Source organism: Kribbella sp. C-35, from assembly GCF_046549195.1.
GTDB lineage: Bacteria > Actinomycetota > Actinomycetes > Propionibacteriales > Kribbellaceae > Kribbella.
Genome location: NZ_JAJPWG010000002.1, coordinates 1,399,299 through 1,422,481 on the forward strand (window position 1 = coordinate 1,399,299; position 23,183 = coordinate 1,422,481).

The window sequence follows — 23,183 nt, forward strand, 5'->3', positions numbered from 1 at the left end:
AGTGCAGGGGTAAGCCTAGAGAAGTATTTCGGTTTCGTTACAGCAGTCAAGGTTGTTCGGTAACGATTGACCGCGTGTCTTGCGCAGTTGTCCACAGGCCTTCGCGACGAGGCCTGTGGACAACACGCACGTGGATCGTGGTGCCCGCCGGTGGGTGATCCGGGCTACCTGGCGTGGCGGCCGTGGCGGCGGAGGGAAGCGATCGCACCACCCGCGAGGAGCATGCCTCCGAGCGTCATCAGAACTCCGCCGGTTTGGCTGGTCCCGCTGTCGGTGGTTGCCGCGACCGCGCGGGTCGGCGGACCGGGCAGACCAGCATCCACAGCAGTCGGTACGCCGGAACTCGTCGACGTGGTGTGGCGCGTCGGCACCGGCGTCGTCGAACTCGTCGACGGCGTACCCGGCCGCCGCGTCGTAGGCGGCACGCTAGGCCCTGTGCTCGACGGGGTCCCGGGAGGCACCGTCACCGTCGTCGCAGGCGTACCCGGAGGCGTCGTAGGTGGCGTGGTCGGCGGCGTCGTCGGAGGCGTCGTAGGTGGCGTGGTCGGCGGCGTCGTCGGAGGCGTCGTCGGAGGCGTGGTCGGCGGCGTCGTCGGAGGCGTCGTCGGAGGCGTGGTCGGCGGCGTCGTCGGAGGTGTCGTGGGCGGTGTCGTCGGCGGGGTGGTGGGTGGCGGGGCGTCGCAGCCCTTGACCCAGAAGACCTTGTGTTTGGTGTCGTTGCCCTGGGAGCCGGGAGCGTGGACGGTGACCTTGACGTGGTAGCCCTGGACGGGATGCGGCTGGCCGGTGAACTTCAGCGTGTAGACCTGCCGGGCGTCCAGATCGTTGCCGCCACCCGCCGGATCACCGCCGATGAACGGCGTGAGGTCGCCGGACACGACCTGCAGCCCGCCGTCGGCCGTCGGCGCCTGGTCCTGGAAGATCACCTGCGCGTTGTACGGCCCCTGGTCGTAGTTGTAGAACTCGACGGTGAACGAACACCCCTGGTGCGGGTTGTTCTCCGGCGGCCGGTCGCCGACCTCCACGCCGTCGATCTTGATGGTCCCGTTGTTCCCCGGCGCCGCCATCGCCGCACCGGCCATACCCGCACCGGCAGGCACCGCGCCCTCTGACCCGGCATCCGCGCCCGGCCGGACGACCATCGCGGCAGCCCCGATCAGAACCGTGAGCGCTCCAGCGGCCGCCACCATCGCGGCAGCCTGAGCGCGAACCCGCTTGACAACCATCCCCAGTCCCCCTGTCTCACCTGCAAGCCATAGCCCGGGCGGACATCTCAAAAGCAGTATGACCGTTTCGTTGCCCAAGTCAACAAAGCGGGGGGATGACAACGAGAGACTTGGTTGCCTCAGGCATGGGCCTTGCGGTGGATGATGACGATCGCCGAGTCGTCACCCGTTCCGCCGGCGGACGCGACCAGCGCGTCGGCGGCTCCCAGGAACGCCTGCCCCACCAGGCGCTCCGCGAAGCCCGCCAGCCGGTCCGTACCGCGGCCGATGTCCTGCCGGGGCGTCTCGACCATGCCGTCGCTGTACAGGAACAACGCGTCGCCGAGCTTCAGCACCCCGTGATTCACCTCGAACTCCGGCGCCTCCATCAGCCCGAGCAGCGGCCCGTCCGCGTCCCGCGTCTGCCACCGCCCCGACCACGCGTCGAACTGGATCGCCGGCGGATGCCCGGCCGTCCGTACGTCGAAGTCGCCGGTCCGCAGGTCCAGCACGACATGCACCACGGTCGCGAAGTCGTCGTCCCAGTCCTGCCGCCGTATATACCGGTTCGCCGACGGGAGAAACTCCTCGACCGGTACGACGCCCAGCAACCCGCCGAACGCCCCGGACAGCAGCAGTGCCCGCGTCCCCGCGTCGATGCCCTTGCCGGAGACATCGACCAGCGCCACCTCGAGCAGATCGCCGTGCATCGTCGACACCACGAAGTCGCCGGAGAACGTCGACCCCCCGGCGGACTGGATCGCGACCTCGACCCGCCAGCCGGCCGGCAACGTCGGCATCAGCCCCTGCGCGGTGAGCGTGTCCCGCAACTCCATCAGCATCGACTCGCTCCGGGTGCCGGCCACGCCCAGCCGGCTGCGCACCTTGGCGCTGGTGATCATGATCCAGCCGACGACCAGGAGCACCAGGACGAAGCCGATCCGGGGCAGCGTCATGCCGCGCGACAGGACGACGAACGCACCGAATGCGGTCGTGATCCCGGTCAGCGCCACCAGCTCGCCGAACTGCAGCAGAACGCCGCCGACCACCAGCGGAACGATGAGGAAGGACGCCGGCACGAGGGTCATCCAGATGTCGCTCGCGACGGAGATCACCAGCTGCACCAGCACCAGCGCGACGAACGCCACCCGGTGCGAACGACGGGCACGACGACCCAGCGCCTCGACCCGGCGGCCGATGCGTCGTACCAGCGCAAGACCGCCGCTCTTCCTCATGGTGTGAAGAACATAACGGTACCGATCGGTCCGCGCATCAATTCGCAACACAACTGACGGCTTTCAGCTCTTGCGAGTGAGTCCGGTTCGTTGGCATTTGGGACACCAGAACAAGTTACGACCCGCGAGGATCTTCGTCCGGACCACCGACTGACAGACGTAGCACCGTTGCCCTTGGCGCCGGTAGACGTACACCTCACCACCATGGTCGTCCCGGCGCGGGTCACGACCCATCGCCTCCGGAGTGTGGTCGTCGGCAACGGTGTCGATCCGGCCGGTCTCCACGCCGTACTTCATGAGCGCGAGCAGGTCGTTCCACATGCCCTGCCACTCGCGCTTCTTCACCACGTTGCCGGGCGTCATCGGGTTCAGCTTGGCCCGGAACAAGACCTCGGCGCGGTACACGTTGCCGACGCCGCTCAGCACGTCCTGGTTCATCAGCAGCTGACCGATCGGCAGCTTGCTACGGTGGATGCGGTTCCATGCCAGGTCCGGATCCGCGTCATCGCGCAGCGGGTCCGGACCGAGCCGGCCGAGCAGCTTGTCGCGCTCCTCGTCGGTGATCACTTCGCACACGGTCGCGCCGCGCAGATCGGCGTACGACGTGGCGTTCTGCAGCCTGAGCCGGACCTGGCCGACGGGCTCTGGTACTGGAGCTGCACGTAGGTCCATCGTGCCGATCAGTCCGAGGTGGATGTGCAGCCAGCCGGCGCCCTCGAACTCGGCGAGGAAGTGCTTGCCGTGGGCCTCGGTCTGACGCAGCAGGTGCCCGTCGAGCAGCGCAGCGCCCTCGGCGAACCGCCCCTGCGGACTCGACGCCCGGACCGGACGGCCGCCGAACGCGTCCCAGACGTCGTTCGCCAGGCGGTGCAGCGTGTGACCTTCAGGCATGATTCCTCTTATGGGGACGACAGGTGGTTCCAAGGCACCCACTCCGGCCGTTGTCGGCACTGGCCGGAGTATGCGGGCCCGTGACGTGTCCCGCCCCCGTCAGCCCGTCGTACGGCGGCCAGTGCTACCCAAGACCGACGCTGACGAGCAGGACGATCAGGGCAGCGGCGGGAGCTCGCCGGTCGACTCGTAGCCGGACAGCATCTCGATCCGGCGGGTGTGGCGCTCCTCGCCGGAGTAGTCGGTCGCCAGGAACGTCTCGACGAACCCGGTGGCCTCCTCCTCGGAGTGCATCCGGGCGCCGACGCTGATCACGTTGGCGTTGTTGTGCTCGCGGCCGAGACGTGCGGTGTCGGTGCTCCAGGCCAGCACCGCCCGGACGCCCTTCACCTTGTTCGCGGCGATCTGCTCGCCGTTGCCCGAGCCGCCGATCACGATGCCCAGACTGCCCGGCTCCTCGACCACCGCCTGTCCGGTGCGCAGGCAGTACGGCGGGTAGTCGTCGACGGCGTCGTACACCGCAGGACCGTGGTCCACGACGTCGTGCCCGGCAGCGGTCAGGTGCTGCACCAGGTGGTTCTTCAGTTCGAAGCCGGCATGGTCGGAGCCGATGTGCACTCGCATGGCCCGCAATCTACTGGCCAGCCGTCTGAACGCGTACGCCGCCCGGCACAGTCAGGGCCGCAGTCAGCTGCGTCACAGCGGCATAGGCCTGCTCGTACGGCGTACCGCTCGGGTGCAGCGTGAACACCGCCACTATGCTCCGATCGTCCGCCCCGACGGTGCCCGTCGTGTGCAGCGCGTCGTTGACCAGGTCCACCACGGACTGCGGCTTGGCCTTGTCGGACCGGTACCCGCTGGACCCGTGGAACCCGGACCAGCCCTGTTTGATGCTGTAGCCCGTCTCGAAGACCGATGCGATCCCGAAGTACTGGTCGAAGCCGTCAGTGCCGTGGCGCGTCGCTTGGTGCAGCTGTCCCATCACGTACTCGCGCACGGGCAGCGGAGCGTCCTCCAGCAAGTAGCGGTAGATCCGCACGGTGTCGGCGGCAGTGATCGCGACGTACCCCCAGAAACCCGGGTGGCTGGCCGGCGGCCCGGCTGTGTGCGTCAGACCGAGCCGCTCGACCATGCGGTCGACAATGACCGCCCCGCCGAGCTGCTCCCAGTAGTAGCTCGCCGCGTCGTCGTCACTGCTCCGCAGCATCACGTCGAGCCGCTCCCGGTCGGCAGGCGGTACGTCGTACTCCGGACCGCGGTCCCAGAAGAAGTCCAGCGCGATCAGCAGCTTCACCACGGACGCCGACCGGAACTGCTGGTCGGCGTCCTGCTGGTGGACGAACTGCCCTGCCTCGCGGTCGAACACGGCGATGCCGGCGGTCAGGGTCAAGGGCAAGGTCATGCAAAACCTACTCACAAACTGGACGGATTCCTGAGTGAGTAACTTTCACCGTCCGGGCGGCTCCAGTTCAACCCCTGAACCGTCAGTCGAAGATCGGGCCGCGGTCCCGGGTGCGCTTGATCTCGAAGAAGCCCTCGGTGCCGGCCACCAGGCGGACGCCGTCCCAGAGCTTGCCGGCCGCCTCGCCCTTGGGCGCGGGCGTCACCACCGGGCCGAAGAACGCGGTGCCTTCCACCGAGATCACCGGCGTACCGACCTCCATGCCGACCTGGTCCATGCCGGCGTGGTGCGACTTCCGCAGCGCGTCGTCGTACCGGTCGGTGTCCGCGGCCTCGATCAGCGAGGCCGGCAGACCGACCTCTCCGAGCGCCTCGGCCAGTACGGCGTCGTCCTTGCCGCCGCGGCCTTCGTTATGGATCCGGCGGCCCAGGGCGGTGTACAGCGGCAGCAGGACCTCGTTGCCGTGCGCCTGCTCGGCGGCGATCAGCACCCGGACCCGGCCGATCAGGCGCAGCCAGTTCTCGTCGTGCTCCATCCGCTCTTCGTTCAGGACAGCGAGGCTCATCACGTGCCAGGTCGTCTTCACATCCCGGACCTGCTCGACCTCGAGCATCCAGCGGGACGTCATCCAGGCCCAGGGGCAGGCCGGGTCGAACCAGAAATCTGCAGAGGCAGTCATATTCACCATCATACAAAGTTGAAGGAACGGTTATACCGACTCGGTATCCAATACCCAATGTCGGGGGAAACCCGCATCCAAGCCGTCAGCCAGGTGCATAGGATGCCGACATGCCTGGAACCAACCTGACGCGCGACGAGGCGCGTTCCCGTGCGGGCGTGGTCAGTGACGTGAGCTACGCCATCGAGCTCGATCTGGCCAACGCCCCGAGTGGCGCCCCGACGTACCCGTCGGTGACCACCATCACGTTCGCGGCCACCGCCGGCGCGAGCACGTTCGCCGACCTGATCGCGGACACGGTCCGCGAGGTGACGCTGAACGGCGTCACCCTCGACCCGGACGTGGTGTACGACGGCGCCCGCATCCAGCTCGACGGGCTGGCCGAGCGCAACGAGCTCACCGTGTCGGCGGACTGCCTGTACTCGCGGACCGGTGAAGGGCTGCACCGCTCGGTCGACCCGGCCGACAAGGAGACCTACCTCTACACCCAGTTCGAGGTGCCGGACGCCCGCCGGGTGTTCGCCACCTTCGAGCAGCCCGACCTCAAGGCCCCGTTCACCTTCACCGTTTCCGCACCAGCCCGCTGGGTCGTCATATCGAACGCCCCGACGCCCGAGCCCACGCCGTACCAGGGCGAGAACGGCGAGGAGCTGGCTCGCTGGGAGTTCCCGCCGACCGAGCGGATCTCGACGTACATCACCGCGGTCGTCGCCGGTCCGTACCACGTGGTGACGGACGTCTATGAGGGTCCGCACGGGACGTACCCGTTGTCGCTGCTGTGCCGTCCGTCGCTCAAGGAGGCGCTGGACGTCGAGGACCTGTTCGAGGTCACCAAGCAGGGCTTCGCGCTGTTCGAGGAGGCGTTCGGTACGCCGTACCCGTTCCACAAGTACGACCAGGCCTTCGTGCCGGAGTACAACATGGGCGCGATGGAGAACGCGGGCTGCGTGACGCTGCGGGACGAGTACCTGTTCCGCAGCCGTACGACGCACGCGGAGCTGGAGGCCCGCGCCAACACCGTGCTGCACGAGCTGGCGCACATGTGGTTCGGCGACCTGGTGACGATGACCTGGTGGGACGACCTGTGGCTGAACGAGTCGTTCGCCGAGTGGGCCAGCCACTGGGCGCAGGTGGTCGCGACGACGAAGTACTCCGACGCCTGGACGACGTTCTGCAACGCCCGCAAGAACTGGGCGTACCGGCAGGACCAACTGCCGTCGACGCACCCGATCGCGGCCGACATGATCGACTTCCACGCGGTCGAGGTGAACTTCGACGGCATCACCTACGCCAAGGGCGCGTCGACGCTGCGGCAGCTGGTCGCGTTCGTCGGTGAGGACACCTTCGTCACCGCGCTGAAGGAGTACTTCCACGACCATGCGTTCGGCAACACCGAGCTGACCGACCTGCTGAAGCCGCTGGAGAAGGCGTCCGGCCGCGACCTGGACGACTGGACCGAGCGGTGGCTGCGGACCGCCGGCGTGAACACGCTGCGCGCCGACTTCGCCGTCGACGACGCCGGTGCCTTCACGTCGTTCGCGATCGAGCAGACCGCGACCGAGAAGTTCCCGGTCCTGCGGCCGCACCGGCTCGCGGTCGGCCTGTACCGGCGTACCGACGAGGGCCTGGTCCGGACCGAGCGGTTCGAGGTGGACATCGACGGGCCGCGGACCGAGCTCACCGAGCTCACCGGCGCGACCCAGCCGGACCTGGTGCTGCTGAACGACGACGACCTCACCTACGCCAAGATCCGGCTGGACGAGCGGTCGCGGGCCACGCTGGTGGAGTCGATCGATCAGCTCACCGAGTCGTTGCCGCGGGCGCTCGCCTGGGGCTCGACGTGGGACATGACCCGCGACGCGGAGATGCCGGCCAGCCAGTACGTCGGCATCGTGCTGCGCGGCATCCGGGCCGAGACCGACCTGACCGGCGTCCGCTCGCTGCTCAACCAGGCGAGCAGCGCCATCAACCAGTACGCCGCCCCGCAGAACCGGCCCGCCCTGCGCGCGCAGTTCGAGGCGGAGCTGGCCGGTCTGGTGGCCGGCTCCGAGCCGGGCAGCGACCACCAGCTCGCGTTCGTCCGGGCCTACAGCTCGGCGGTGTTCTCGGACGCCGGCGCCGACCGGCTCGCCGGGTGGCTGGAGGGTCGCGATCTGCCGGAGGGCCTCGTCGTCGACACCGACCTGCGCTGGACGCTGATCGTGGCGCTGTCCCGGCTCGGCCGCATCGATGCGGACGAGATCGACGACGAGCTCACCCGCGACACCACGATCACCGGTCAGGAGCGGGCGGCGCAGGCCCGTGCCGCCCGGCCGACCGTGGAGGCGAAGGAAGAGGCCTGGCGGATCGCGGTCGAGTCCGAGGACACTCCGAACGAGACCCAGTTCCGGACCATCCTCGGCTTCCAGCAGCCGGGCCAGGAGGACCTGCTGCGGCCGTACGTCGACAAGTACCTGAACGCGGCCAAGGACGTGTACACCCGACTGGGCTCGTCGATGGGCGAGAACGTGCTGGTGTACCTGTCGCCGCGGCACCTGGCCGACCAGTCGGCGCTGGACGCGCTGACCGGCTGGCTGGCCGTGGAGTCGTCGTCCGTGGACGCTCCGACGCTCCGGTACGTCACCGAGGCCCAGGCGGACCTGACCCGCGCGATCGCCGCGCAGGCGCAGGACGACGTCGCCTGATCGACGTTCTGACAGAGTTGGTTTCATGGGCCGGTCTCACGCGAGACCGGCCCTGTCGCGTTGAACCTCGCAGTGCGGTAAGACTGGACCGGTGCCCGCCTCTGACCCCGCCCTGGCCGGTGCGGCAGCTGTTGCGCTGACCGGACTCGCAGACGCGTACCGACCCCGCCCCATCACCCCACTGATGCCTTGGCGCTACGCCAACCGCCTCGTGAAGCCGTACGTCGTCACAGCGCGCGGACGGCAGTGGGACGACCAGATGGTCGACATCGCCCGCAGTACCGCAACGCGGCAGCTCGAGTTCGACGACGCGATGGGGTCCGTCGGACTCGGCGTCGTCGTACTGCACCTCGGCGACGACGGCATCTACCTGGTGGTGCAGAGCTGGGCGAAGGACTTCCAGTCCCGCCTCAGCATCTTCAGCGGCATGGACGTCGACGACCTCCGGCCGGCGCCGATCGGCGCCGCTCCGTGCGTGTGGGAGCTGGAGGTCCTCAGCCACGAACGTACGGCATACGTGAACCACATCCTCTCCGCCGATGTCGACGTCGATTCCTGGCTCGACGACGCCCTGGACACCCGCCCGAAGCCGCACCCGAACGGCATTCCCTCCGGCACCTAGGAACATCGCGATTTCGTACCCGCCCGACTGCGTTCGGTGAGGGTCAAACGATTGCTCGTCGGCGGATCGTGAGGGGGCATGCGCGGTGCGCGATCCCCTTGTGGAGAAAGAGATTCTCGCCACGTGAGAGACGCTCACTTACTCAGTGGTTCGGTTTAAGCTGCACCGGATACCCATCTAGGGGTTGTCTGGGGAGGGGCCCGAGCCGTGACACGCGTCGACCACCGGAAGCCGCCCGCGCGGGCTGCCCGGAGACAACACAGGTCCGCGGACAGGCAGAGTGCGCCCAGCGCGCGCCCGCGGAAGGCACAGCGTTCGCACAGTGCCATCGGAGCGGCGATCGTGGCCAGCCTGGCGATGGTCGCGGTGTTCGCGTTCATCCTCACCCGGGGTACGGCGTCGGACTCGCCGGCCGACGGGCTCCGGATGGGTTCGGGCACCGACAACGGCGCCGCCGCACCGGCCGAGCCGACTGCCAGCGCCACCGGGAGCGCCACGAAGGCGGACCGGAAGCCGCCGGTGTCTGCTGCCGCGCCTAACGCCTCGGCGAAGGCTCAGACGACCACACCGCCGGCCGTGAACACCGGTCCGACCTCACCGAAGTTCAAGCAAGGCCAGTGGATCGCGATGATGGACAAGTACCCTGCCGACGCGGGTCAGATGGCGAAGGACACCGCAACCAAGATCACTCGGGCCGGTATCCCAGCGAAGGCCATGCTGGTCAACGGCCAGTACCCGGGCATCACCAACAGTTCGCTGGCACCGGTCACCGGCACCTGGGTGGTGTACCTCGGCCCGGGCACGTCCTCGGAGCAGATCCTCAACCTGTGCCTGGACCCGCGCACGCAGGCGGCGTACCAGAGCGCTTGCGCGACCTACGAACCAGCGGGCTGAGGTACGGCGTCAGTCGCGAGCCGGGCGTGCAGGTGCGAGTCATGCCGCTGCCCCGTCGGCTCGACGTAGTAGTCACGCATCACGCCTTCCAGGTGGAACCCGGCGCGCAGCGCGACGTGACATGACCCCTCGTTGACCAGTGAGTGGTCGAGCGAGATGCGGTGCAGCCGCAGGCCGTCGGTCGTGAAGCCCCACCGCGCGGCCGCATCAAGTGCGCGAGCGCCGAGCCGTCGGCCGCGAGCCAGTGGGCTGACCCAGTACGCCGCGACGGCCTGGTCGGGCACTCGGTGGACGTCCCGGAGCGTGACGCTGCCGATCACCTGGTCGGTCTCGCTCTCCGCGACCGCGAAGACGGCGTTACCGCGCGCCCAGCCGTCGATGCGCGGCTCCAGCCAGCGGCGGGCCCGCTTGTCGGCGGGTGAGCTGATCACCGCCGTACCCGCGGTCCAGCGCAGGATCCCGGGGTCCTGCAGGGCCAGCGCCACCGCGGGCTCGTCGGACGCGACGAACGGGCGGAGTACTACGTCGCCCAGGTCGATGCGCTGTGGCTGCAGTGCGGCCACGTCAGAGCTTGTGCGCCTCGTCGTTGGCGTGCAGCATCGGCGGCTGGTGCGCGTGCGTACCCAGCTGCTGTACGCCGGTGACCAGGCCACCGGTCAGGTCGCCGGTGGCGAACGACGTCTGCATCGTCAGCGCGGCCAGCCCGGCGGACGAGTCCGACAACTGCCGCTTGGCCTGCTCACCGGTGACGATCTCGAGACGCCGGCCGGCCGGGTCGACGTACACCAGGACCGTACGGTCCGGGTCGTCCAGCTCGTTCAGCAGCTCGATGGCGAACGGACGGGTCTCCGAGTCCGCGCCGCCGACGTACACCGAGAAGTGCAGGCCGGAGGTCTCCTCGGCGTACCGGACGGCCTTCTCGATGTCGTAGAGCTGGTCCGGGGTGAATGCGTCACCAGCTGGCACTTGCGCCTCCGAGCGTGCGGGCGACGCCGGTGGCGGCAGTCGCGGTGGCACCCGGCGCGCTGTTGAGCTCAGGCAGCTCGGGCAGGTTGGCCGGGTCCGGCTTGGTCGCCGTCGGTCCGTTGATCCAGACCGGCGGGGCCCACCAGGACAGGCCCGGGCGGTACCGCGGCCCGTTCGCGATCGACGACGCGAACACCAGCAGCGCCAGCACGGCGATGACCAGCACAGGAATCCCGACGAACACCAGCAACGAGTGCCCGGACAATTCGACAATCACGGCCTGAAGCCTAGTACCTCCTGTACGGGAGAGGCGTACGCCCCTCCCGTACAGGTTCCTGAGCGGCTAGCAACCGCCGCAGTTGTAGTACGTGATGTCCCAGTGGTTGCCCTCGTCGGCGTAGATGTTGCCGGCGCCGGAGCGCCACTGGGCGGCGCCGTCGCCGCGGTCGGCGATCCGGGTGAACGTGTTGTGGATGTAGTTGCCGACACACGTGTACTTCGAGATGTCGACCTTGTACCCGTTCCGGTGGCTGTACGTGCCGCTGGCATGACCGACCTCGGTGCCACCGGTGATGTTCACCGCACACCCACTCGCCTGCTTCAGCGTGCGTACGCCGTACACGGTCGAGTCGTTGATGTTGGTGAACGACGTACAGGTCGAGTTGTTCCAGTCGGAGCAGTTGCCGCTGGACGACCAGGTGATGCCGGCGGCGCTGAAGATCGCGGTCGCCTGCGAATGCGTCAGCTTGGTCAGCGCGGACGCCTGCTCGACCGCCACCACACCGGGCAGCAGGCCGACGACCACGGCGACGAGGGGAACGACGACACGACGGAGCAATGACTTCATGGGGACACTCCTTGAAATATGGGGCGGTTATTTCAAGGAGTGCACTGCCCAAGAAAGTTATTGGCGAAACCTCAGGTTGAATCAGAAATTAACATCCGAACACTGGTAGAAGGCGTTCGCGGTGTCGGCGATCGTCCAGACCGCGAGGATCATGTGCCGCCCGGACCGGCCGGTCGGGATCGTGCCGGGATGCGACACGTCGCTCGGCGGCCGGGCGCCGTTCATCGCGACGGTGAGGAACGGATTCAGGTCGAGTGCGGACCGGGTCAGCGGCTGCGTCGGATCCCAGCCCTGCTTGGTCATGTAGTACTTGAAGTCGGTGGTCGAGTGCGCCGCGGTCAGGTGCCACGAGAACGTGAACCCCTGGCCGCCCTGGAGCTGGGTGGCCGGCCAGGTCCCGCCGCGCTGGTCGTCGAGCTCGGCGAACTGACCGAGCCCTGCCGAGCAGAGTTTCCCGTCCGCGGGACCGCTCTGCGGGAAGCCCTTGGGGCCTTCGACGCTCTGCGGCTCCCACTGGATCTGCCCGCAGTTCGTGACGACCCCGTTCTGACAGTTCTTGGCCCGGCTGACCGGCCCGGTGGTGTACCCGTGGCCATAGGCGAGCGGAACCGATGTACACACCGTCAAAGCGAATGCTCCGACGGCAATTCCGGCCATGCTGAGTTTCCGTTGTCGCAGCATGCGAACTCCTGCACTGTTGGGGCGGTGGACAGTGAAGGAAGGGCGCCTCTCCTGCTCAATAGAAAACAACCGTTCAAATCTATTGTCAACGGTTCGTGAGCAGGTGAATACAGAAAGCTAGATATTCAGCGAGCCGATCAAGCGGCGGAGACGCTGGTTGTTCGGCAGGTCCTCGACCAGCACGGGCTCGCCTTCCGGCCCGCCGAGCGGCACCCGCCAGTTCGGGTACTCGTCCGTGGTGCCGGGCTGGTTCTGCGTACGGCGTTCCCCGACGGCATCCGTCAGCGCGACACCGACGAGCTTGGCCGGCGTGTGCGCGACGTACCGATGCATGGCTTCGACGATCCGCGCTACCTCGCCGTCCGTGTTGCTGAGCAGATGGCGCTCGCGCAGCGCGTTGAGCCAGGCGTCACGGTCCGCCTCGTCGACAGCGAGCTCCTCGTCGACTGGGCGAGTCAACAGCCCAAGGCGGTTGCGCAGCTCCACGTGGTCGCCGGCGAGGTACCCGGCCGTCGGCGGCAGGTCGTGGGTGGTGACAGTGGCCAGGCACAGCTCCCGCCACCGCTCCGGTGCCAGCGGCTTCCCGTCGGCATCCCGCTCGAACCACAGCACCGACGTACCGAGAATGCCGCGTTCTGTCAGGTAGTCGCGCACCCAGGGCTCTACGGTCCCCAGGTCCTCGCCGATCACCGTCACCCCGGAACGCTGCGCCTCCAGCACCAGGATGCCCACCAGAGCCTCATGGTCGTAGCGCACGTAGGTGCCCTCGGTAGGCCGCTCCGATGATGTCACCCACCACAGCCGGAACATCCCGAGGATGTGGTCGATCCGCAGCCCGCCTCCGTGCCGCATCACCGCACGCACCAGGTCCCGCCAAGCGGCGTACCCGGTCTCAGCCAGCGCGTTGGGCCGCCACGGCGGCTGCGACCAGTCCTGCCCCTGCTGGTTGAACGCGTCCGGCGGAGCACCCACGTGGATGTTCTGCGCCAGCACGTTCTGCAGCGCCCACGCGTCCGCACCGTCCGGATGCACACCGACGGCCAGGTCGTGTATGACGCCCAGCGACATGCCGGCCGCCTTCGCGCGGGCCTGGGTCCGCCCCAGCTGCTCGTCGAGCTGCCACTGGAGCCAGCAGTGGAACTCCACTGCATCCGGGTTCTCGTTGCGGAAGGCAACAACCTCCGGTGCCGTCGGCTCCTGCAGCTCCTCGGGCCACTTGCTCCACTCCGGCCCGTGCACGTCGGCGATCGCGGCCCAGGTGGCGAAGTCGATCAGCCCCTGGCTCTCCCGGTCGCAGTACGCGCCGTACTCCGCGATCCGCCCCACCGACGGCTGCACCCGGAACAACACCTGCAGTGCCTCACGCTTCGCCGCCCACACCGTGTCCCGGTCGAGCGCTGTCGAGTCCTCGCTGAGCGCCCGCGCCTGCAGCGCCAGCGTCCGGACCCGGTCGCGTTCCGCCGGGGCCAGATCGCCGTACTCTTCGATGTCCTCGATCCGCAGGTAGATCGGGTTCGCGAACCGCCGCGACGCCGGCAGGTACGGCGAGGGCTCCATGCGGCCCGCCAGCTCCGCAGCGTGCAGCGGGTTCACCAGTACGAAGCCGGCGCCCAGGTCATGCGCCGACCACGCGGCCAGGTCACCCAGATCATGCAGGTCACCGATCCCCCAGGAGCGCCGGGAGCGAACGGAGTACAGCTGCAGCACCCAACCCCAGGTCCGGTGCAGGTTCTCCGGCTCCAGCTTGCGCGGCGTCACGATCAGCGTGCTGACCGAGATCTCCGGGTTGGTACCGATCCGCGCGCACAGCCGGTGGTACCCGAGCGGCAGGTCCCCCGGCAGCTGGAACGTCGCCTCACCGACCTGTACCCCGTCGATCCACTCCGGCTCGACCAGGTGGTCCTGCTGCGGGATGTCGCGCCGCTGACCGCCGTCCTCGAGGTCGACCCACACCTCCGCCGACGACCCGTGCGGCAGGTGTACGGCGAACCAGGGGGTCCAGCCCTCCCGCATCACCACGGTGGCGGGCAGCGTACGACGCCAGCGCGCCTGCTGGTGCTCGGCCAGCGCCAGGTCCGCCTTCTCCGGCGTCGACGCGTCCACACCGAGTGCCGCGAGTACGTCGGCCACGACCTCACTGGAGACGATCACATGCTCGCCCTGCCAGTTCCAGTACTCCGTCGCCACGCCATGGGCCACCGCTAGCTCGACAAGGGCCGGAGTAGGAGCTGTCACCCCAGCGAGTCTGCCGTATCAACCGCATCAACGGCCAAACGGCGCGCGTTGCGTTACTCGTTCGAGCGGCGGCGGCTGAGCATCAGCACCGCGAGCAGGAGGACTGCACTGGCTACAACGAGTCCGATGGCTACGCCGGCCAGGTTGTCGGTCAGCTGGTACAGGGCGGTCGGCCAGATGACCAGGAGGATCGCGCAGCCCACCACGGCGTACGCCGAACGCCGTGTCCGCCCGTACGCGACCAGCAACGCCGCAGGTCCCGCCGTACCGACTGCCAGCGCCATGATCTCGCCGCGTTCCTGCACCAGCCAGCAGATCGAGGAGCTGAACATCGCGGCTCCGGCCAGTGACCACGACGTCACCTGATCGCGGACCAGGCCGAGCATCGCGAACACGAACGCCACCAGGATGAAACCGGTGCCGGCGATCCCGGCGCTGTTGGCGGCCGGCCCGGTGTCCGGAGTGAGGACATCTGCCGTGATCACCAACACACCCACGGCCAGGATCCCGAACGTTGCCACGAGCAACGAAGGCTCCTTGAGCCACCACAACCCGCCGGCGGCCAGCGCCAGCGCGACCACCACCCCGACGACCCGTCCGGCCTCCCCTTCGACCGCCACGAACGTCGCGAACCCGGCCACACAACACCCCAGGGCCGCGAGCGCCGAACTCAACTGCTCCCGGCGCCGCAGCAGCGCCAGCACCACGGCCGAACCGAGCAAGACGACCGCGGCGGCCGTACCGGTGGTGATCCGCGCGGCACGGCCCATTTCACCCCAGTTCGCCAAGGTCAGGAGCGCGACCGCACCGAGCAGCAACGCGCCGCCGATGTAGCCGAGCACCTCGACCAGCGCGCTGGTGTGGGCCGGGGCGGGCGGTTCCTTCTCCTTGGCCGACTCCGACCCTTCCGGCTCCTGCTGCGGGCGCGGCCGGCCCGGGTCGGCGAGCGCCGCGCCGATCTCCGCGTCGGCGGCGTCCCGGATCGAGTCGGCCTGGTACTGGCGCAGCACACCAGCGCTCACGAGCCTGGAAAGCTCGTCGTCCAGCCGGCTCGACATGCGATGCGTCTCCTTGTCAGCCCTACTAACATCAGGCGGCGAGATGCCTATTCTGACCAGCTACCTTGTGTCCTTAGTCAGTCACCCCCAGTTTTCGCCGTTGCTGAGCCTGCCGGACGCCTTCCCGACGTTCTTCCGGACCGGCAACGACGGCAAGCTGGAGGTGACCGACCAGGTCGTGGTCGTGCCTGCCCGGATCGCCGGCCTGATCATCGGTTTCTTCGTCCTCCGCTGGGTGCTGCACAAGGTGATCCGGAAGCTCGCCCGCCGGACCGGGAACGGCGCTGTCGCCGGGGTGCTGTCGAAGTCCAAGATCGGTCAGGACTTCGTCGAGAACACACTCGCGAGTGAGCGCCGCGCCCAGCGCGCCCAGACGATCGGCTCGCTGCTCAGCAGCATCGTGACGATTGTGCTCACCGCGGTCCTGGTGGTGATGGTGCTCGCCGAACTCGGCTTCAACATCCTGCCGGTGATCGCGTCCGCGAGCATCATCGGCGTGGCGCTGGGATTCGGCGCCCAGACGCTGGTGAAGGACTTCCTGGCCGGCGTGTTCATGATCTTCGAGGACCAGTACGGCGTCGGCGACCTGATCGACATGGAGAAGGCGACCGGCGTCGTCATCGCGGTCGGCCTGCGAATCACCACCCTGCGCGGCGAGGACGGCACCACCTGGTACGTCCGCAACGGCGAGGTGCTCCGGGTCGGCAACCTGACCACCCGCGACCCACACAGCACCGCCTCCTCCGGCGTCGGCTCCGGCACCGAGAAGGAAGAGGAAGTCAGTGGCTCGGATGGGACGTAGCCACTACAACCGACGAAAGTGTGGCGAGCGGTACGCAGGACGAAAGCCGAGGCTGAGGTACAGGCGCTCGGCGTCCGAACCCTCGACCACCTGCAAGGTGAGCCGTCTACCGGCCGCGTCCCGGCGCGCCTGCGCGAGCAGCCGTGTCGCCAGACCACGGCCGCGGTACTGCGGTTTGGTAGCGACCGCGTAGACGCCGGCGACTGGCCCGGTCCGCAGTACCAACGTGATCGACGCCGGGTCGCCGTCCACGCGGAGCAGGTAGAGCGACTGGTCGGGCTGCCCGTAGTTCTGCAGGGCCCGCTCGACGAACATCTGCTGCCACCAGTCGTAGTCCGGCTCCCCCACCTCGAGAAACGCCGCACTCTGCACCTCCGCGAACCCCACGGCATCCGCATCCGAGTCGATCGCTCCCACGGGTTCTCCTGGCGCTGACCCGGCCGGCGCCTCCATGTGCACCAGCACCTCGGCCGCCTTGAACCCCGCCGCAGCCAACCGCTCCTCCCACCCGGCACCGCTCCATGGCACCAACCGAACGGTCGACACACCGGGCGGCAACGAAGCGTCCGGTGTGAGCGGTATCCACGCGGAGAACTCCTCCGACTCCCCCACCACCTCGATCGCGTCGGCGGACCGTCGTACCGAGCCTCGGTGGGCGGCGAGGAAAGCGAGGTGGTTGTCCAGGAGGTCAGCAAGCATGCGAGCAGTCTGCTGCGCCGCACCGACAGAAACGGCACCGACAGAAATCGGCGGTTGACGCGTTGCGGCCGGGGGATCATGATCGAGCGAGATCATTAGGAAACCTTCCTATTGATTCGAAGACTCTGACCGCCCCCCGATCCAAGGAGAGTCATGAAGATCCTCGTGAGCGCGCTGACCGCCGCGTGCCTGGCGACCGGTTTCGCCGCCGTCGCGCAGGCGAGCACGCAGCAAGTGCAGGCCGCCGACCCCGCCGCGATGCCGGCGGCGCCGTACCTCTATCTCGGCTGGGGCAACCCGCAGAAGCCGACCGACGTGATGAAGGCCGCCGGAAACAAGTGGTTCACGCTCGCGTTCGTGCTGTCCGACGGCGGCTGCAACCCGAAGTGGGACGGCGACCGGGCGCTGACCGGCGGGTCCGACCAGTCGGCGATCAACAGCATCCGCGCGGCCGGCGGCGACGTGATCCCGTCGTTCGGCGGCTGGTCCGGCAACAAGCTCGGCGAGAAGTGCAGCTCGGCCTCGGCGCTGGCCGGCGCGTACCAGAAGGTGATCGACGCCTACAAGCTGAAGGCGATCGACATCGACATCGAGGACACCGAGTTCCACAACAACACCGTGCAGCAGCGGGTCGTCGACGCGCTGAAGATCGTCAAGTCCAAGAACGCCGGCCTGAAGACCTACATCACGATGGGCACCGACCAGAGCGGCCCGGACTCGTGGGGCACCGGCCTGATCAACAAGGCGGCCGCCGCCGGGCTCGCGAACGACGGCTGGGTGCTGATGCCGTTCGACTTCGGCGGCGGGTCGACGAACATGGCGACGTTGTCGATCAAGGCGTCCGAAGGGCTGAAGAAGAAGCTCAAGAGCGCGTACGGGTACTCCGACGACGCGGCGTACCGGCGGATGGGGATCTCGTCGATGAACGGCAAGACCGATGTCGCCGGCGAGACGGTCCGGCTGCAGGACTTCAAGACGCTGCTGTCGTACGCGCAGCAGCACCACCTGGCCCGGTTCACGTTCTGGTCGATCAACCGCGACCGGCCGTGCTCGGGCGGCGGCGACGGCGACTCGTGCAGCGGGATCTCCCAGAAGGCGTACGACTTCACGAAGGTGATCGCCCAATATCACCTCTGAACCACCTCTGAAACGACCAGTGCCCCGGCGAGCCAGGCTCACCGGGGCACTGAGGTGCTGTCAGGCGGTGAAGGTGACGTCCAGCGTGATGGTCGTCCCGGTCAGCGCCTGCGAGACCGGGCAGTTCTTCTTCGCGCCCTCGGCGAACTCGGCGAACTCGTCGGCGGTCAGGCCGGGGACGTTGCCGTTCACGGACAGCTTGATGCCGGTGATGCCCTCACCGGGCTGGAAGGTCACGTCGGCCTGGGTGTCCAGCGACGCCGGCGGGTTGCCCGCCTGCGCGAGCGCGTGCGACAGCGCCATCGAGAAGCACGCCGAGTGCGCGGCGCCGAGCAGCTCCTCGGGGCTGGTCCGGCCGCTGGCCTCCGGCTCGGTACGCGCGGCCCAGGTCACGTCGAAGGAGCCCAGACCGGACGACTCCAGGTTGACCTGACCGCCGCCCTCCAGCAGCGAGCCTTCCCAGTGGGCCTTGGCGGTACGGGTAGCAGCCATGCTCGTGTTTCTCCTTAGAAGGTTCAGCGGCCGGACACGTCGATCGCGCCCGGGTACTGCGGTTCGTCGGTGTTCACCATGCTGTGCGCGGCCATCACCATGTAGCGCCAGATCTCCTCATCCCGCTCCGGGGTGAGGGCGATCTCGTCGAGCGCGGCGCGCATGTGGCCGAGCCACCGGTCCCGTGCGCTCGGGGTGACGGCGAACGGGGCGTGCCGCATCCGCAGCCGGGGGTGCCCGCGCTGTTCGGAGTAGGTCTTGGGGCCGCCCCAGTACTGCTCGAGGAACATCCGGAAACGCACCTCGGCCGGACCGAGGTCTTCCTCCGGGTACATCGCCCGCAGCTCCGGGTCGGCGGCAACACCGCGGTAGAACGCTGCCACCAATCGATGGAAGGTGTCCGCCCCACCGACGGCGTCGTAGAAGCTCTGCTGCTCAGTCATCTCAGCCCTAGTCTCTCAAGGCGTCACAACATGCTTGAGCAGGGCTGCCCGTTCGGTGTCGCCGAGGGCTCGTTTCGCGTGGGTCGTACCGTCCACTGTGACGATCACCGACTCCGCCTTGGCGTACACGTCCTCCGACTCACCACTGCGGTCGACGATGCGCGAGCCGAGCGTGTACGACGACGTACCGACGGATGCGATCCACACGTCCACGTCGTACGGCGGGTGCCGCAGCAGGATCGGCCGCAGGTAGTCCACGGTCTGGCTGACCAGCACGCACGGGTACTGCGCGAAGAAGTCGCCTGTGGTCTCCATGACCTGCCCGAGGAACGCGATCCGGGCCTCCTGCAGGTAGTCGAAGTACCGCACGTTGTTCACGTGGTCGTACGAGTCGATGTCCGACCACCGGACCAGCACCGGGTGGGTGTACATCAGGCGCCCACCAACTTCTCGAGGGCCGTGCGTTCGACCGGGGTGATCCGGCGCAACCGGTTGGCGTTGAAGTCGAACGGGACGAGTCGCGTGCGAGCCTCGACATAGGTACGGCGTTCCGGCTCGGCGTCGAGGATCTCGTAGTCGACCATGAACGACGCGGCCCGGATCTCGCTGATCCAGAGCTCGATCCGCACCGGTTCGGGCCGGAAGTGCAGCGGCGCGCGGTACTGCACCTCGTGCCGGGCCACCAGCAGACCGGTCTCGAGGGCGTCGGCGCCCAGCTCCTTCGCGGTCCGGAACAGGAAATCGACGCGGGCGTCCTGGAGATAGTCGACGTACCGGCCGTTGTTCACGTGTCCGAGCGCGTCCATGTCACCCCAGCGCAACGGGCAGTGGTAGACGTGGCGGTTGTGATGATCCACACGACGATCATGTCATCCGGGGCACTACCCCGGTGACTGACCGTGGGTAATGTCATCCCCGGCAGACCAGTGCATCGAATGGAGTGGTGGCGTGAGCGAGCAGCGGGTGGCGATCGTGACCGGGGCGGCCCGGGGAATCGGCGCGGCCGTCGCGCAGCGGCTCGCGGCGGACGGTAACGCCGTCGCGGTCATCGACCTCGACGAGAGCGCCTGCGACGCGACCGTGAAGGCGATCACCGAGGCCGGCGGCAAGGCGATCGGCGTCGGCGCCGACGTCAGCAAGTCCGACCAGGTCACCGCCGCGGTCGGGCGGGTCGTCGCGGAGCTGGGCGCGCCGACGATCCTGGTCAACAACGCCGGCGTACTGCGGGACAACCTGCTGTTCAAGATGTCCGAGGACGACTGGGACACGGTCATGTCGGTGCACCTCAAGGGCAGCTTCCTGATGTCGAAGGCCTGCCAGGCACACATGGTCGAGGCCAAGTACGGACGTCTCGTGTTCCTCTCGTCGACCTCGGCGCTCGGCAACCGCGGCCAGGCGAACTACGCCTCCGCGAAGGCCGGTCTGCAGGGTCTGGCGAAGACGCTCGCGATCGAGCTGGGCAAGTTCGGCGTCACCGCGAACGCGATCGCGCCGGGCTTCATCGAGACCGACATGACCGCGGCCACGGCGGCCCGGGTCGGCGTCGACTTCGAGGAGTTCAAGAAGGCCACCGCCGCCACCATCCCGGTGAACCGGACCGGCACGCCGGAGGACATCGCCGCCGCGGCATCGTTCTTCTGCAGCGAGGAGGCCGGCTTCGTGTCCGGCCAGGTCCTGTACGTCGCCGGCGGACCACGGAACTGAGGGGAAGCCGCTATGCCGCAGACGTTCGACGGCGTCGACGAGGTGGTGCACGCGGTCGGCACGCCGCTCGGCGAGACCGCGTGGCTGGAGATCACCCAGGAGCAGGTGAACCAGTTCGCCGAGGCGACCGGTGACCACCAGTGGATCCATGTCGACGTCGAGCGGGCCGCCAAGGGTCCGTACGGCGGAACGATCGCGCACGGCTACCTGACACTGAGCCTGATCGCCCGGTTCGGCGAGGAGCTGTTCAAGATCGAGGGCGTGACCGCGAAGCTCAACTACGGCGTCAACAAGGTCCGCTTCCCCGCCCCGGTCCCGGTCGGCAGCCGGGTCCGCGCCGGCGCCTCGATCGCGAACGCGGTGCAGACCCCGGCCGGTATCCAGGTCTCGCTCAACTGGGTGATCGAACTGGAGAACTCCACCAAGCCGGCCTGCGTCGCGGAAACCGTCGTCCTGCTGGTGCCTTAGTTCGCTTCTCAGAGCGGGCAGATCAGCACCGCGTGGGTGGCGATGCGGTGGTAGCCGAGCCAATCGTTGACGGCGAGCATCGGCGCGTTGCCGTCGTAGTTGGCGGTGTAGGCGGCCTGTACGCCGGCCTCGGCGGCGCGATGCAGCGCGGCGGCCTTCACCAGCTTGGCGAGGCCGCGACCGCGGTACTCCGGCAGCGTGGACGTCATCCTCGACCAGATCTTGGCGTCGTCACCGTGGTTACGGGTGAACGCGATGACCTGGCCTTGGTGCGTGGCGGCCACGCTCACCGCGCGCATCAGGTCCGGTGAGTTCCAGATGTCGGCGAGCCATCCGTCGTACGGCTGGGAGGAGATCTTCGCGTCGCCCGGCTTGGTGCGCTGGGCAACCTCGTCGGCGGTGTGCAGCAACCGCGGATCGACCTCGGTGAACGGGATCAACTCCACCTCGCTCGGGACCTCTGGAAGGTCCGGCGCCTTGCGCGGGTCGATGCCCGCGTAGTGCACCTGCCGGGTCTGCCGGTAACCGAACCGCGCCGCCCATTCCACCGTGCCCGGGTCGGCGAACACCCGCGCCGACCTGGCTCCCGCCGCCCGCAGGCCGGCGTGAATCTCCTCGAGCAGCCGCGCGCCGATCCCCTGGCCGCGGTACTCCGGCCGGACCATCAACCGCAGCTCGCCGTCCAGCGGGTCCGATCCGCCGATCAGTCCGCTCGACGCCCAGCCCACCAGGCCGCCGTCGTCCACGGCCACGAACGATCCCCGCCCGGCACCGGCCGGCGTCGCCAGCCGACGGGTCAACGCACTGCGCGTGATCACCAGATACGGGACGAGTGCATCATGCATCGCCACCGCTGCGTCGACATCCCCCGGACCCGCTGCCCTGATCTCCATCCGAACTCCTTGGGAACTCCAACGACGAAGTCCCCCGGAAGGTAACGTTTTTTCAGGTGCATACCGGAAGGAAACTGATCACAGCTCTGTTTCAGAGGGTTCTGAGCAGGCCCATCTCGGTCTGCACCCGCCGATACCCGAGCCAGTTGTTGATGGCAAGCATCGGGCCGTTCTCGTCGTCGTTGGACGTGTACGCCGAAGTGATCCCGGCGGCCGCCGCACGCCGGAGAGCGACCGACTTCACCAGCTTCGCCAGCCCTCTCCCGCGGTACCCGGGAATCGTGCCGGTCATGCCCGACCACATCCGGTCACCGTGCGTCTCGACAGCGGTGAACGCCGCCATCTCGTCGCCGGCCATCGCCGCGACACTGAGCGACTTGTCCAGCGCCGGGCCGTTCCAGATCTCTTCCAGCCACCGGCCGTAGTCGACCGAGTCCAGCGGCGAGTCACTCGGCTCGTCGAGCGAGGCGATCGCGTCGGCGGTGTACGCGGCGTGCGGGTCCACGGCGTCGAAGGCGACGAGTTCGATCCCCTCGGGCGTCTCCGGTTGCTCGGGCAACGACGACAACTCGACGCCGGAGAAGTGCATCTGCCGCGTCCCGTCGTACCCGAGGTTGCGGGCGAACTCGAGACCGTCGGGGTGGACGAACGTCCGCACCCGGATCGCGCCGACCTCGGTGAGGTGCTGGTGCAGTCGCTCGGCGAGTTCGCTACCGATGCCTTGCTTGCGGTAGTCCGGATGCACGTAGATGCTCAGGTGGGCCTGGCCCGGCTCGCTCGTCCAGACGTTCAGGCCGGCCGACGCCCAGCCCACGACCTCGCCGTTGCTCTCGGCCACCAGAGGCAGGAAGCGCTCCCCCGGCGACTGCACAGTGATCATGTGCCGCGTCGCCGCTGGCGACATCACCTTGTACGGCGCCACCACCTGTCGTACCGCTGCGACCGCCTCGGCGTCGTCTGCCACGGCCTGCCGTACCACCGCCCGAGTCGTCATGCCCCGGACCTTAGCCAGCACGCCGTACCCACGCCACGCATTAACAACCAGCAACGCGATCGCAACAGCAGCGAGCGTCTCGTGATTCGGCTGTGTAGCGGACTCGTACTAAAGTGGCGCGGTGCTGTCGGACTGATCGCCCCGACCGCCGG

General features: G+C 68.3%; 27 protein-coding genes. 7 read left to right on the forward strand and 20 right to left on the reverse strand.

Annotation, left to right across the window (positions count from 1 at the left end; genetic code table 11):
• Window positions 1-164 precede the first annotated feature (164 nt).
• The 6 genes from ACLJOO_RS19200 to ACLJOO_RS19225 all read right to left on the reverse strand — a co-directional run bounded on the left by ACLJOO_RS19200 (window position 165) and on the right by ACLJOO_RS19225 (window position 5,412).
• A complete protein-coding gene (locus ACLJOO_RS19200) occupies window positions 165-1,226 on the reverse strand; it encodes a hypothetical protein (protein WP_410788534.1) in 1,062 nt (353 codons plus the stop codon).
• 119 nt (window positions 1,227-1,345) lie between these two features.
• Entirely contained in the window at window positions 1,346-2,440 is a 1,095-nt protein-coding gene (locus ACLJOO_RS19205; protein WP_410788535.1) for a PP2C family protein-serine/threonine phosphatase, read from the reverse strand.
• A 63-nt stretch (window positions 2,441-2,503) separates the two neighbouring features.
• Window positions 2,504-3,331 carry an Fpg/Nei family DNA glycosylase gene (locus tag ACLJOO_RS19210; protein WP_410788536.1) on the reverse strand — a complete coding sequence of 276 codons (828 nt, stop codon included), beginning with the start codon at window positions 3,329-3,331 and terminating at the stop codon, window positions 2,504-2,506.
• 156 nt (window positions 3,332-3,487) lie between these two features.
• Window positions 3,488-3,955 carry a ribose-5-phosphate isomerase gene (locus ACLJOO_RS19215; protein ID WP_410788537.1) on the reverse strand — a complete coding sequence of 156 codons (468 nt, stop codon included), beginning with the start codon at window positions 3,953-3,955 and terminating at the stop codon, window positions 3,488-3,490.
• 10 nt (window positions 3,956-3,965) lie between these two features.
• Window positions 3,966-4,733, reverse strand: coding sequence for a hypothetical protein (locus ACLJOO_RS19220; RefSeq protein ID WP_410788538.1), 768 nt, complete (start codon window positions 4,731-4,733; stop codon window positions 3,966-3,968).
• 82 nt (window positions 4,734-4,815) lie between these two features.
• A complete protein-coding gene (locus ACLJOO_RS19225) occupies window positions 4,816-5,412 on the reverse strand; it encodes a DsbA family protein (RefSeq protein ID WP_410788539.1) in 597 nt (198 codons plus the stop codon).
• 110 nt (window positions 5,413-5,522) lie between these two features.
• On the opposite strand from ACLJOO_RS19225, the gene pepN reads away from it, so the two are divergent.
• The 3 genes from pepN to ACLJOO_RS19240 all read left to right on the forward strand — a co-directional run bounded on the left by pepN (window position 5,523) and on the right by ACLJOO_RS19240 (window position 9,612).
• A complete protein-coding gene (gene pepN, locus ACLJOO_RS19230; RefSeq protein ID WP_410788540.1) occupies window positions 5,523-8,096 on the forward strand; it encodes an aminopeptidase N in 2,574 nt (857 codons plus the stop codon).
• A 91-nt stretch (window positions 8,097-8,187) separates the two neighbouring features.
• A complete protein-coding gene (locus tag ACLJOO_RS19235) occupies window positions 8,188-8,718 on the forward strand; it encodes a hypothetical protein (protein WP_410788541.1) in 531 nt (176 codons plus the stop codon).
• A gap of 342 nt (window positions 8,719-9,060) precedes the next feature.
• Window positions 9,061-9,612 (forward strand): hypothetical protein, encoded by a 552-nt coding sequence (locus tag ACLJOO_RS19240; RefSeq protein ID WP_410788542.1) that lies wholly within the window; start codon window positions 9,061-9,063, stop codon window positions 9,610-9,612.
• Here the strand turns inward: ACLJOO_RS19240 and ACLJOO_RS19245 are convergent.
• The 7 genes from ACLJOO_RS19245 to ACLJOO_RS19275 form a co-directional block, all read right to left on the reverse strand.
• A complete protein-coding gene (locus ACLJOO_RS19245) occupies window positions 9,594-10,175 on the reverse strand; it encodes a GNAT family N-acetyltransferase (RefSeq protein WP_410788543.1) in 582 nt (193 codons plus the stop codon). The two genes, ACLJOO_RS19240 and ACLJOO_RS19245, sit on opposite strands and share 19 nt — an antisense overlap.
• A gap of 1 nt (window position 10,176) precedes the next feature.
• On the reverse strand, window positions 10,177-10,578 hold the full coding sequence (locus ACLJOO_RS19250; protein ID WP_410788544.1) for a DUF5130 family protein: 402 nt from the start codon (window positions 10,576-10,578) through the stop codon (window positions 10,177-10,179).
• A complete protein-coding gene (locus tag ACLJOO_RS19255) occupies window positions 10,565-10,855 on the reverse strand; it encodes a hypothetical protein (RefSeq protein ID WP_410788545.1) in 291 nt (96 codons plus the stop codon). Before ACLJOO_RS19255 ends, ACLJOO_RS19250 begins: the two co-directional genes overlap by 14 nt.
• 66 nt (window positions 10,856-10,921) lie before the next feature.
• On the reverse strand, window positions 10,922-11,425 hold the full coding sequence (locus tag ACLJOO_RS19260; protein WP_131343388.1) for a hypothetical protein: 504 nt from the start codon (window positions 11,423-11,425) through the stop codon (window positions 10,922-10,924).
• Between the two features lie 81 nt (window positions 11,426-11,506).
• Window positions 11,507-12,106, reverse strand: a complete 600-nt coding sequence (locus ACLJOO_RS19265) for a lytic polysaccharide monooxygenase (RefSeq protein ID WP_410788546.1) — start codon at window positions 12,104-12,106, stop codon at window positions 11,507-11,509.
• A gap of 117 nt (window positions 12,107-12,223) precedes the next feature.
• On the reverse strand, window positions 12,224-14,341 hold the full coding sequence (gene malQ / locus ACLJOO_RS19270; RefSeq protein WP_410788547.1) for a 4-alpha-glucanotransferase: 2,118 nt from the start codon (window positions 14,339-14,341) through the stop codon (window positions 12,224-12,226).
• A gap of 53 nt (window positions 14,342-14,394) precedes the next feature.
• The gene (locus ACLJOO_RS19275; protein WP_410788548.1) at window positions 14,395-15,399 is read right to left on the reverse strand and encodes a hypothetical protein; all 1,005 of its coding nucleotides are present in this window, start codon (window positions 15,397-15,399) and stop codon (window positions 14,395-14,397) included.
• Between the two features lie 100 nt (window positions 15,400-15,499).
• On the opposite strand from ACLJOO_RS19275, the gene ACLJOO_RS19280 reads away from it, so the two are divergent.
• Window positions 15,500-16,201, forward strand: a complete 702-nt coding sequence (locus tag ACLJOO_RS19280; RefSeq protein ID WP_410788549.1) for a mechanosensitive ion channel family protein — start codon at window positions 15,500-15,502, stop codon at window positions 16,199-16,201.
• 3 nt (window positions 16,202-16,204) lie between these two features.
• Here ACLJOO_RS19280 and ACLJOO_RS19285 read toward each other — a convergent pair whose 3' ends face one another.
• A complete protein-coding gene (locus ACLJOO_RS19285; RefSeq protein WP_410788550.1) occupies window positions 16,205-16,900 on the reverse strand; it encodes a GNAT family N-acetyltransferase in 696 nt (231 codons plus the stop codon).
• Between the two features lie 153 nt (window positions 16,901-17,053).
• On the opposite strand from ACLJOO_RS19285, the gene ACLJOO_RS19290 reads away from it, so the two are divergent.
• The gene (locus tag ACLJOO_RS19290) at window positions 17,054-18,037 is read left to right on the forward strand and encodes a chitinase (protein WP_410788551.1); all 984 of its coding nucleotides are present in this window, start codon (window positions 17,054-17,056) and stop codon (window positions 18,035-18,037) included.
• Window positions 18,038-18,097: 60 nt separating this feature from the next.
• Here ACLJOO_RS19290 and ACLJOO_RS19295 read toward each other — a convergent pair whose 3' ends face one another.
• From ACLJOO_RS19295 to ACLJOO_RS19310, 4 genes are read right to left on the reverse strand one after another with little or no spacing between them, the layout of a single operon-like run.
• Window positions 18,098-18,529 carry an OsmC family peroxiredoxin gene (locus ACLJOO_RS19295; protein ID WP_130381255.1) on the reverse strand — a complete coding sequence of 144 codons (432 nt, stop codon included), beginning with the start codon at window positions 18,527-18,529 and terminating at the stop codon, window positions 18,098-18,100.
• Between the two features lie 23 nt (window positions 18,530-18,552).
• On the reverse strand, window positions 18,553-18,972 hold the full coding sequence (locus ACLJOO_RS19300; RefSeq protein ID WP_410788552.1) for a globin: 420 nt from the start codon (window positions 18,970-18,972) through the stop codon (window positions 18,553-18,555).
• A 15-nt stretch (window positions 18,973-18,987) separates the two neighbouring features.
• Entirely contained in the window at window positions 18,988-19,404 is a 417-nt protein-coding gene (locus tag ACLJOO_RS19305; protein WP_410788553.1) for an acyl-CoA thioesterase, read from the reverse strand.
• Window positions 19,404-19,829 carry an acyl-CoA thioesterase gene (locus ACLJOO_RS19310; RefSeq protein WP_410788554.1) on the reverse strand — a complete coding sequence of 142 codons (426 nt, stop codon included), beginning with the start codon at window positions 19,827-19,829 and terminating at the stop codon, window positions 19,404-19,406. The genes ACLJOO_RS19305 and ACLJOO_RS19310 overlap by 1 nt, the downstream gene beginning before the upstream one ends.
• A gap of 91 nt (window positions 19,830-19,920) precedes the next feature.
• Here ACLJOO_RS19310 and ACLJOO_RS19315 point away from each other — a divergent pair, with 91 nt between their 5' ends.
• Together ACLJOO_RS19315 and ACLJOO_RS19320 are read left to right on the forward strand one after the other, a co-directional pair.
• On the forward strand, window positions 19,921-20,676 hold the full coding sequence (locus ACLJOO_RS19315; protein WP_410788555.1) for an SDR family oxidoreductase: 756 nt from the start codon (window positions 19,921-19,923) through the stop codon (window positions 20,674-20,676).
• Between the two features lie 12 nt (window positions 20,677-20,688).
• A complete protein-coding gene (locus ACLJOO_RS19320; protein ID WP_410788556.1) occupies window positions 20,689-21,144 on the forward strand; it encodes a MaoC family dehydratase in 456 nt (151 codons plus the stop codon).
• An 8-nt stretch (window positions 21,145-21,152) separates the two neighbouring features.
• Here ACLJOO_RS19320 and ACLJOO_RS19325 read toward each other — a convergent pair whose 3' ends face one another.
• Window positions 21,153-22,037 (reverse strand): GNAT family N-acetyltransferase, encoded by an 885-nt coding sequence (locus tag ACLJOO_RS19325; protein ID WP_410788557.1) that lies wholly within the window; start codon window positions 22,035-22,037, stop codon window positions 21,153-21,155.
• A 91-nt stretch (window positions 22,038-22,128) separates the two neighbouring features.
• Complete coding sequence (locus ACLJOO_RS19330) at window positions 22,129-23,031, reverse strand: GNAT family N-acetyltransferase (RefSeq protein ID WP_410788558.1); 903 nt, start codon at window positions 23,029-23,031, stop codon at window positions 22,129-22,131.
• Window positions 23,032-23,183 lie beyond the last annotated feature (152 nt).

Bases quoted from the DNA above. Each gene is read 5' to 3' on its own strand.
- ACLJOO_RS19300 (WP_410788552.1), bottom strand. From the start codon at position 18,972: ATGACTGAGCAGCAGAGCTTCTACGACGCCGTCGGTGGGGCGGACACC.
- ACLJOO_RS19265 (WP_410788546.1), bottom strand. From the start codon at position 12,106: ATGCTGCGACAACGGAAACTCAGCATGGCCGGAATTGCCGTCGGAGCA.
- ACLJOO_RS19210 (WP_410788536.1), bottom strand. From the start codon at position 3,331: ATGCCTGAAGGTCACACGCTGCACCGCCTGGCGAACGACGTCTGGGAC.
- ACLJOO_RS19205 (WP_410788535.1), bottom strand. From the start codon at position 2,440: ATGAGGAAGAGCGGCGGTCTTGCGCTGGTACGACGCATCGGCCGCCGG.
- ACLJOO_RS19220 (WP_410788538.1), bottom strand. From the start codon at position 4,733: ATGACCTTGCCCTTGACCCTGACCGCCGGCATCGCCGTGTTCGACCGC.
- pepN (WP_410788540.1), top strand. From the start codon at position 5,523: ATGCCTGGAACCAACCTGACGCGCGACGAGGCGCGTTCCCGTGCGGGC.
- ACLJOO_RS19290 (WP_410788551.1), top strand. From the start codon at position 17,054: ATGAAGATCCTCGTGAGCGCGCTGACCGCCGCGTGCCTGGCGACCGGT.
- ACLJOO_RS19330 (WP_410788558.1), bottom strand. From the start codon at position 23,031: ATGACGACTCGGGCGGTGGTACGGCAGGCCGTGGCAGACGACGCCGAG.
- ACLJOO_RS19325 (WP_410788557.1), bottom strand. From the start codon at position 22,037: ATGGAGATCAGGGCAGCGGGTCCGGGGGATGTCGACGCAGCGGTGGCG.
- ACLJOO_RS19320 (WP_410788556.1), top strand. From the start codon at position 20,689: ATGCCGCAGACGTTCGACGGCGTCGACGAGGTGGTGCACGCGGTCGGC.
- ACLJOO_RS19225 (WP_410788539.1), bottom strand. From the start codon at position 5,412: ATGACTGCCTCTGCAGATTTCTGGTTCGACCCGGCCTGCCCCTGGGCC.
- ACLJOO_RS19295 (WP_130381255.1), bottom strand. From the start codon at position 18,529: ATGGCTGCTACCCGTACCGCCAAGGCCCACTGGGAAGGCTCGCTGCTG.
- ACLJOO_RS19305 (WP_410788553.1), bottom strand. From the start codon at position 19,404: ATGTACACCCACCCGGTGCTGGTCCGGTGGTCGGACATCGACTCGTAC.
- ACLJOO_RS19285 (WP_410788550.1), bottom strand. From the start codon at position 16,900: ATGCTTGCTGACCTCCTGGACAACCACCTCGCTTTCCTCGCCGCCCAC.
- ACLJOO_RS19200 (WP_410788534.1), bottom strand. From the start codon at position 1,226: ATGGTTGTCAAGCGGGTTCGCGCTCAGGCTGCCGCGATGGTGGCGGCC.
- ACLJOO_RS19275 (WP_410788548.1), bottom strand. From the start codon at position 15,399: ATGTCGAGCCGGCTGGACGACGAGCTTTCCAGGCTCGTGAGCGCTGGT.
- ACLJOO_RS19260 (WP_131343388.1), bottom strand. From the start codon at position 11,425: ATGAAGTCATTGCTCCGTCGTGTCGTCGTTCCCCTCGTCGCCGTGGTC.
- ACLJOO_RS19215 (WP_410788537.1), bottom strand. From the start codon at position 3,955: ATGCGAGTGCACATCGGCTCCGACCATGCCGGCTTCGAACTGAAGAAC.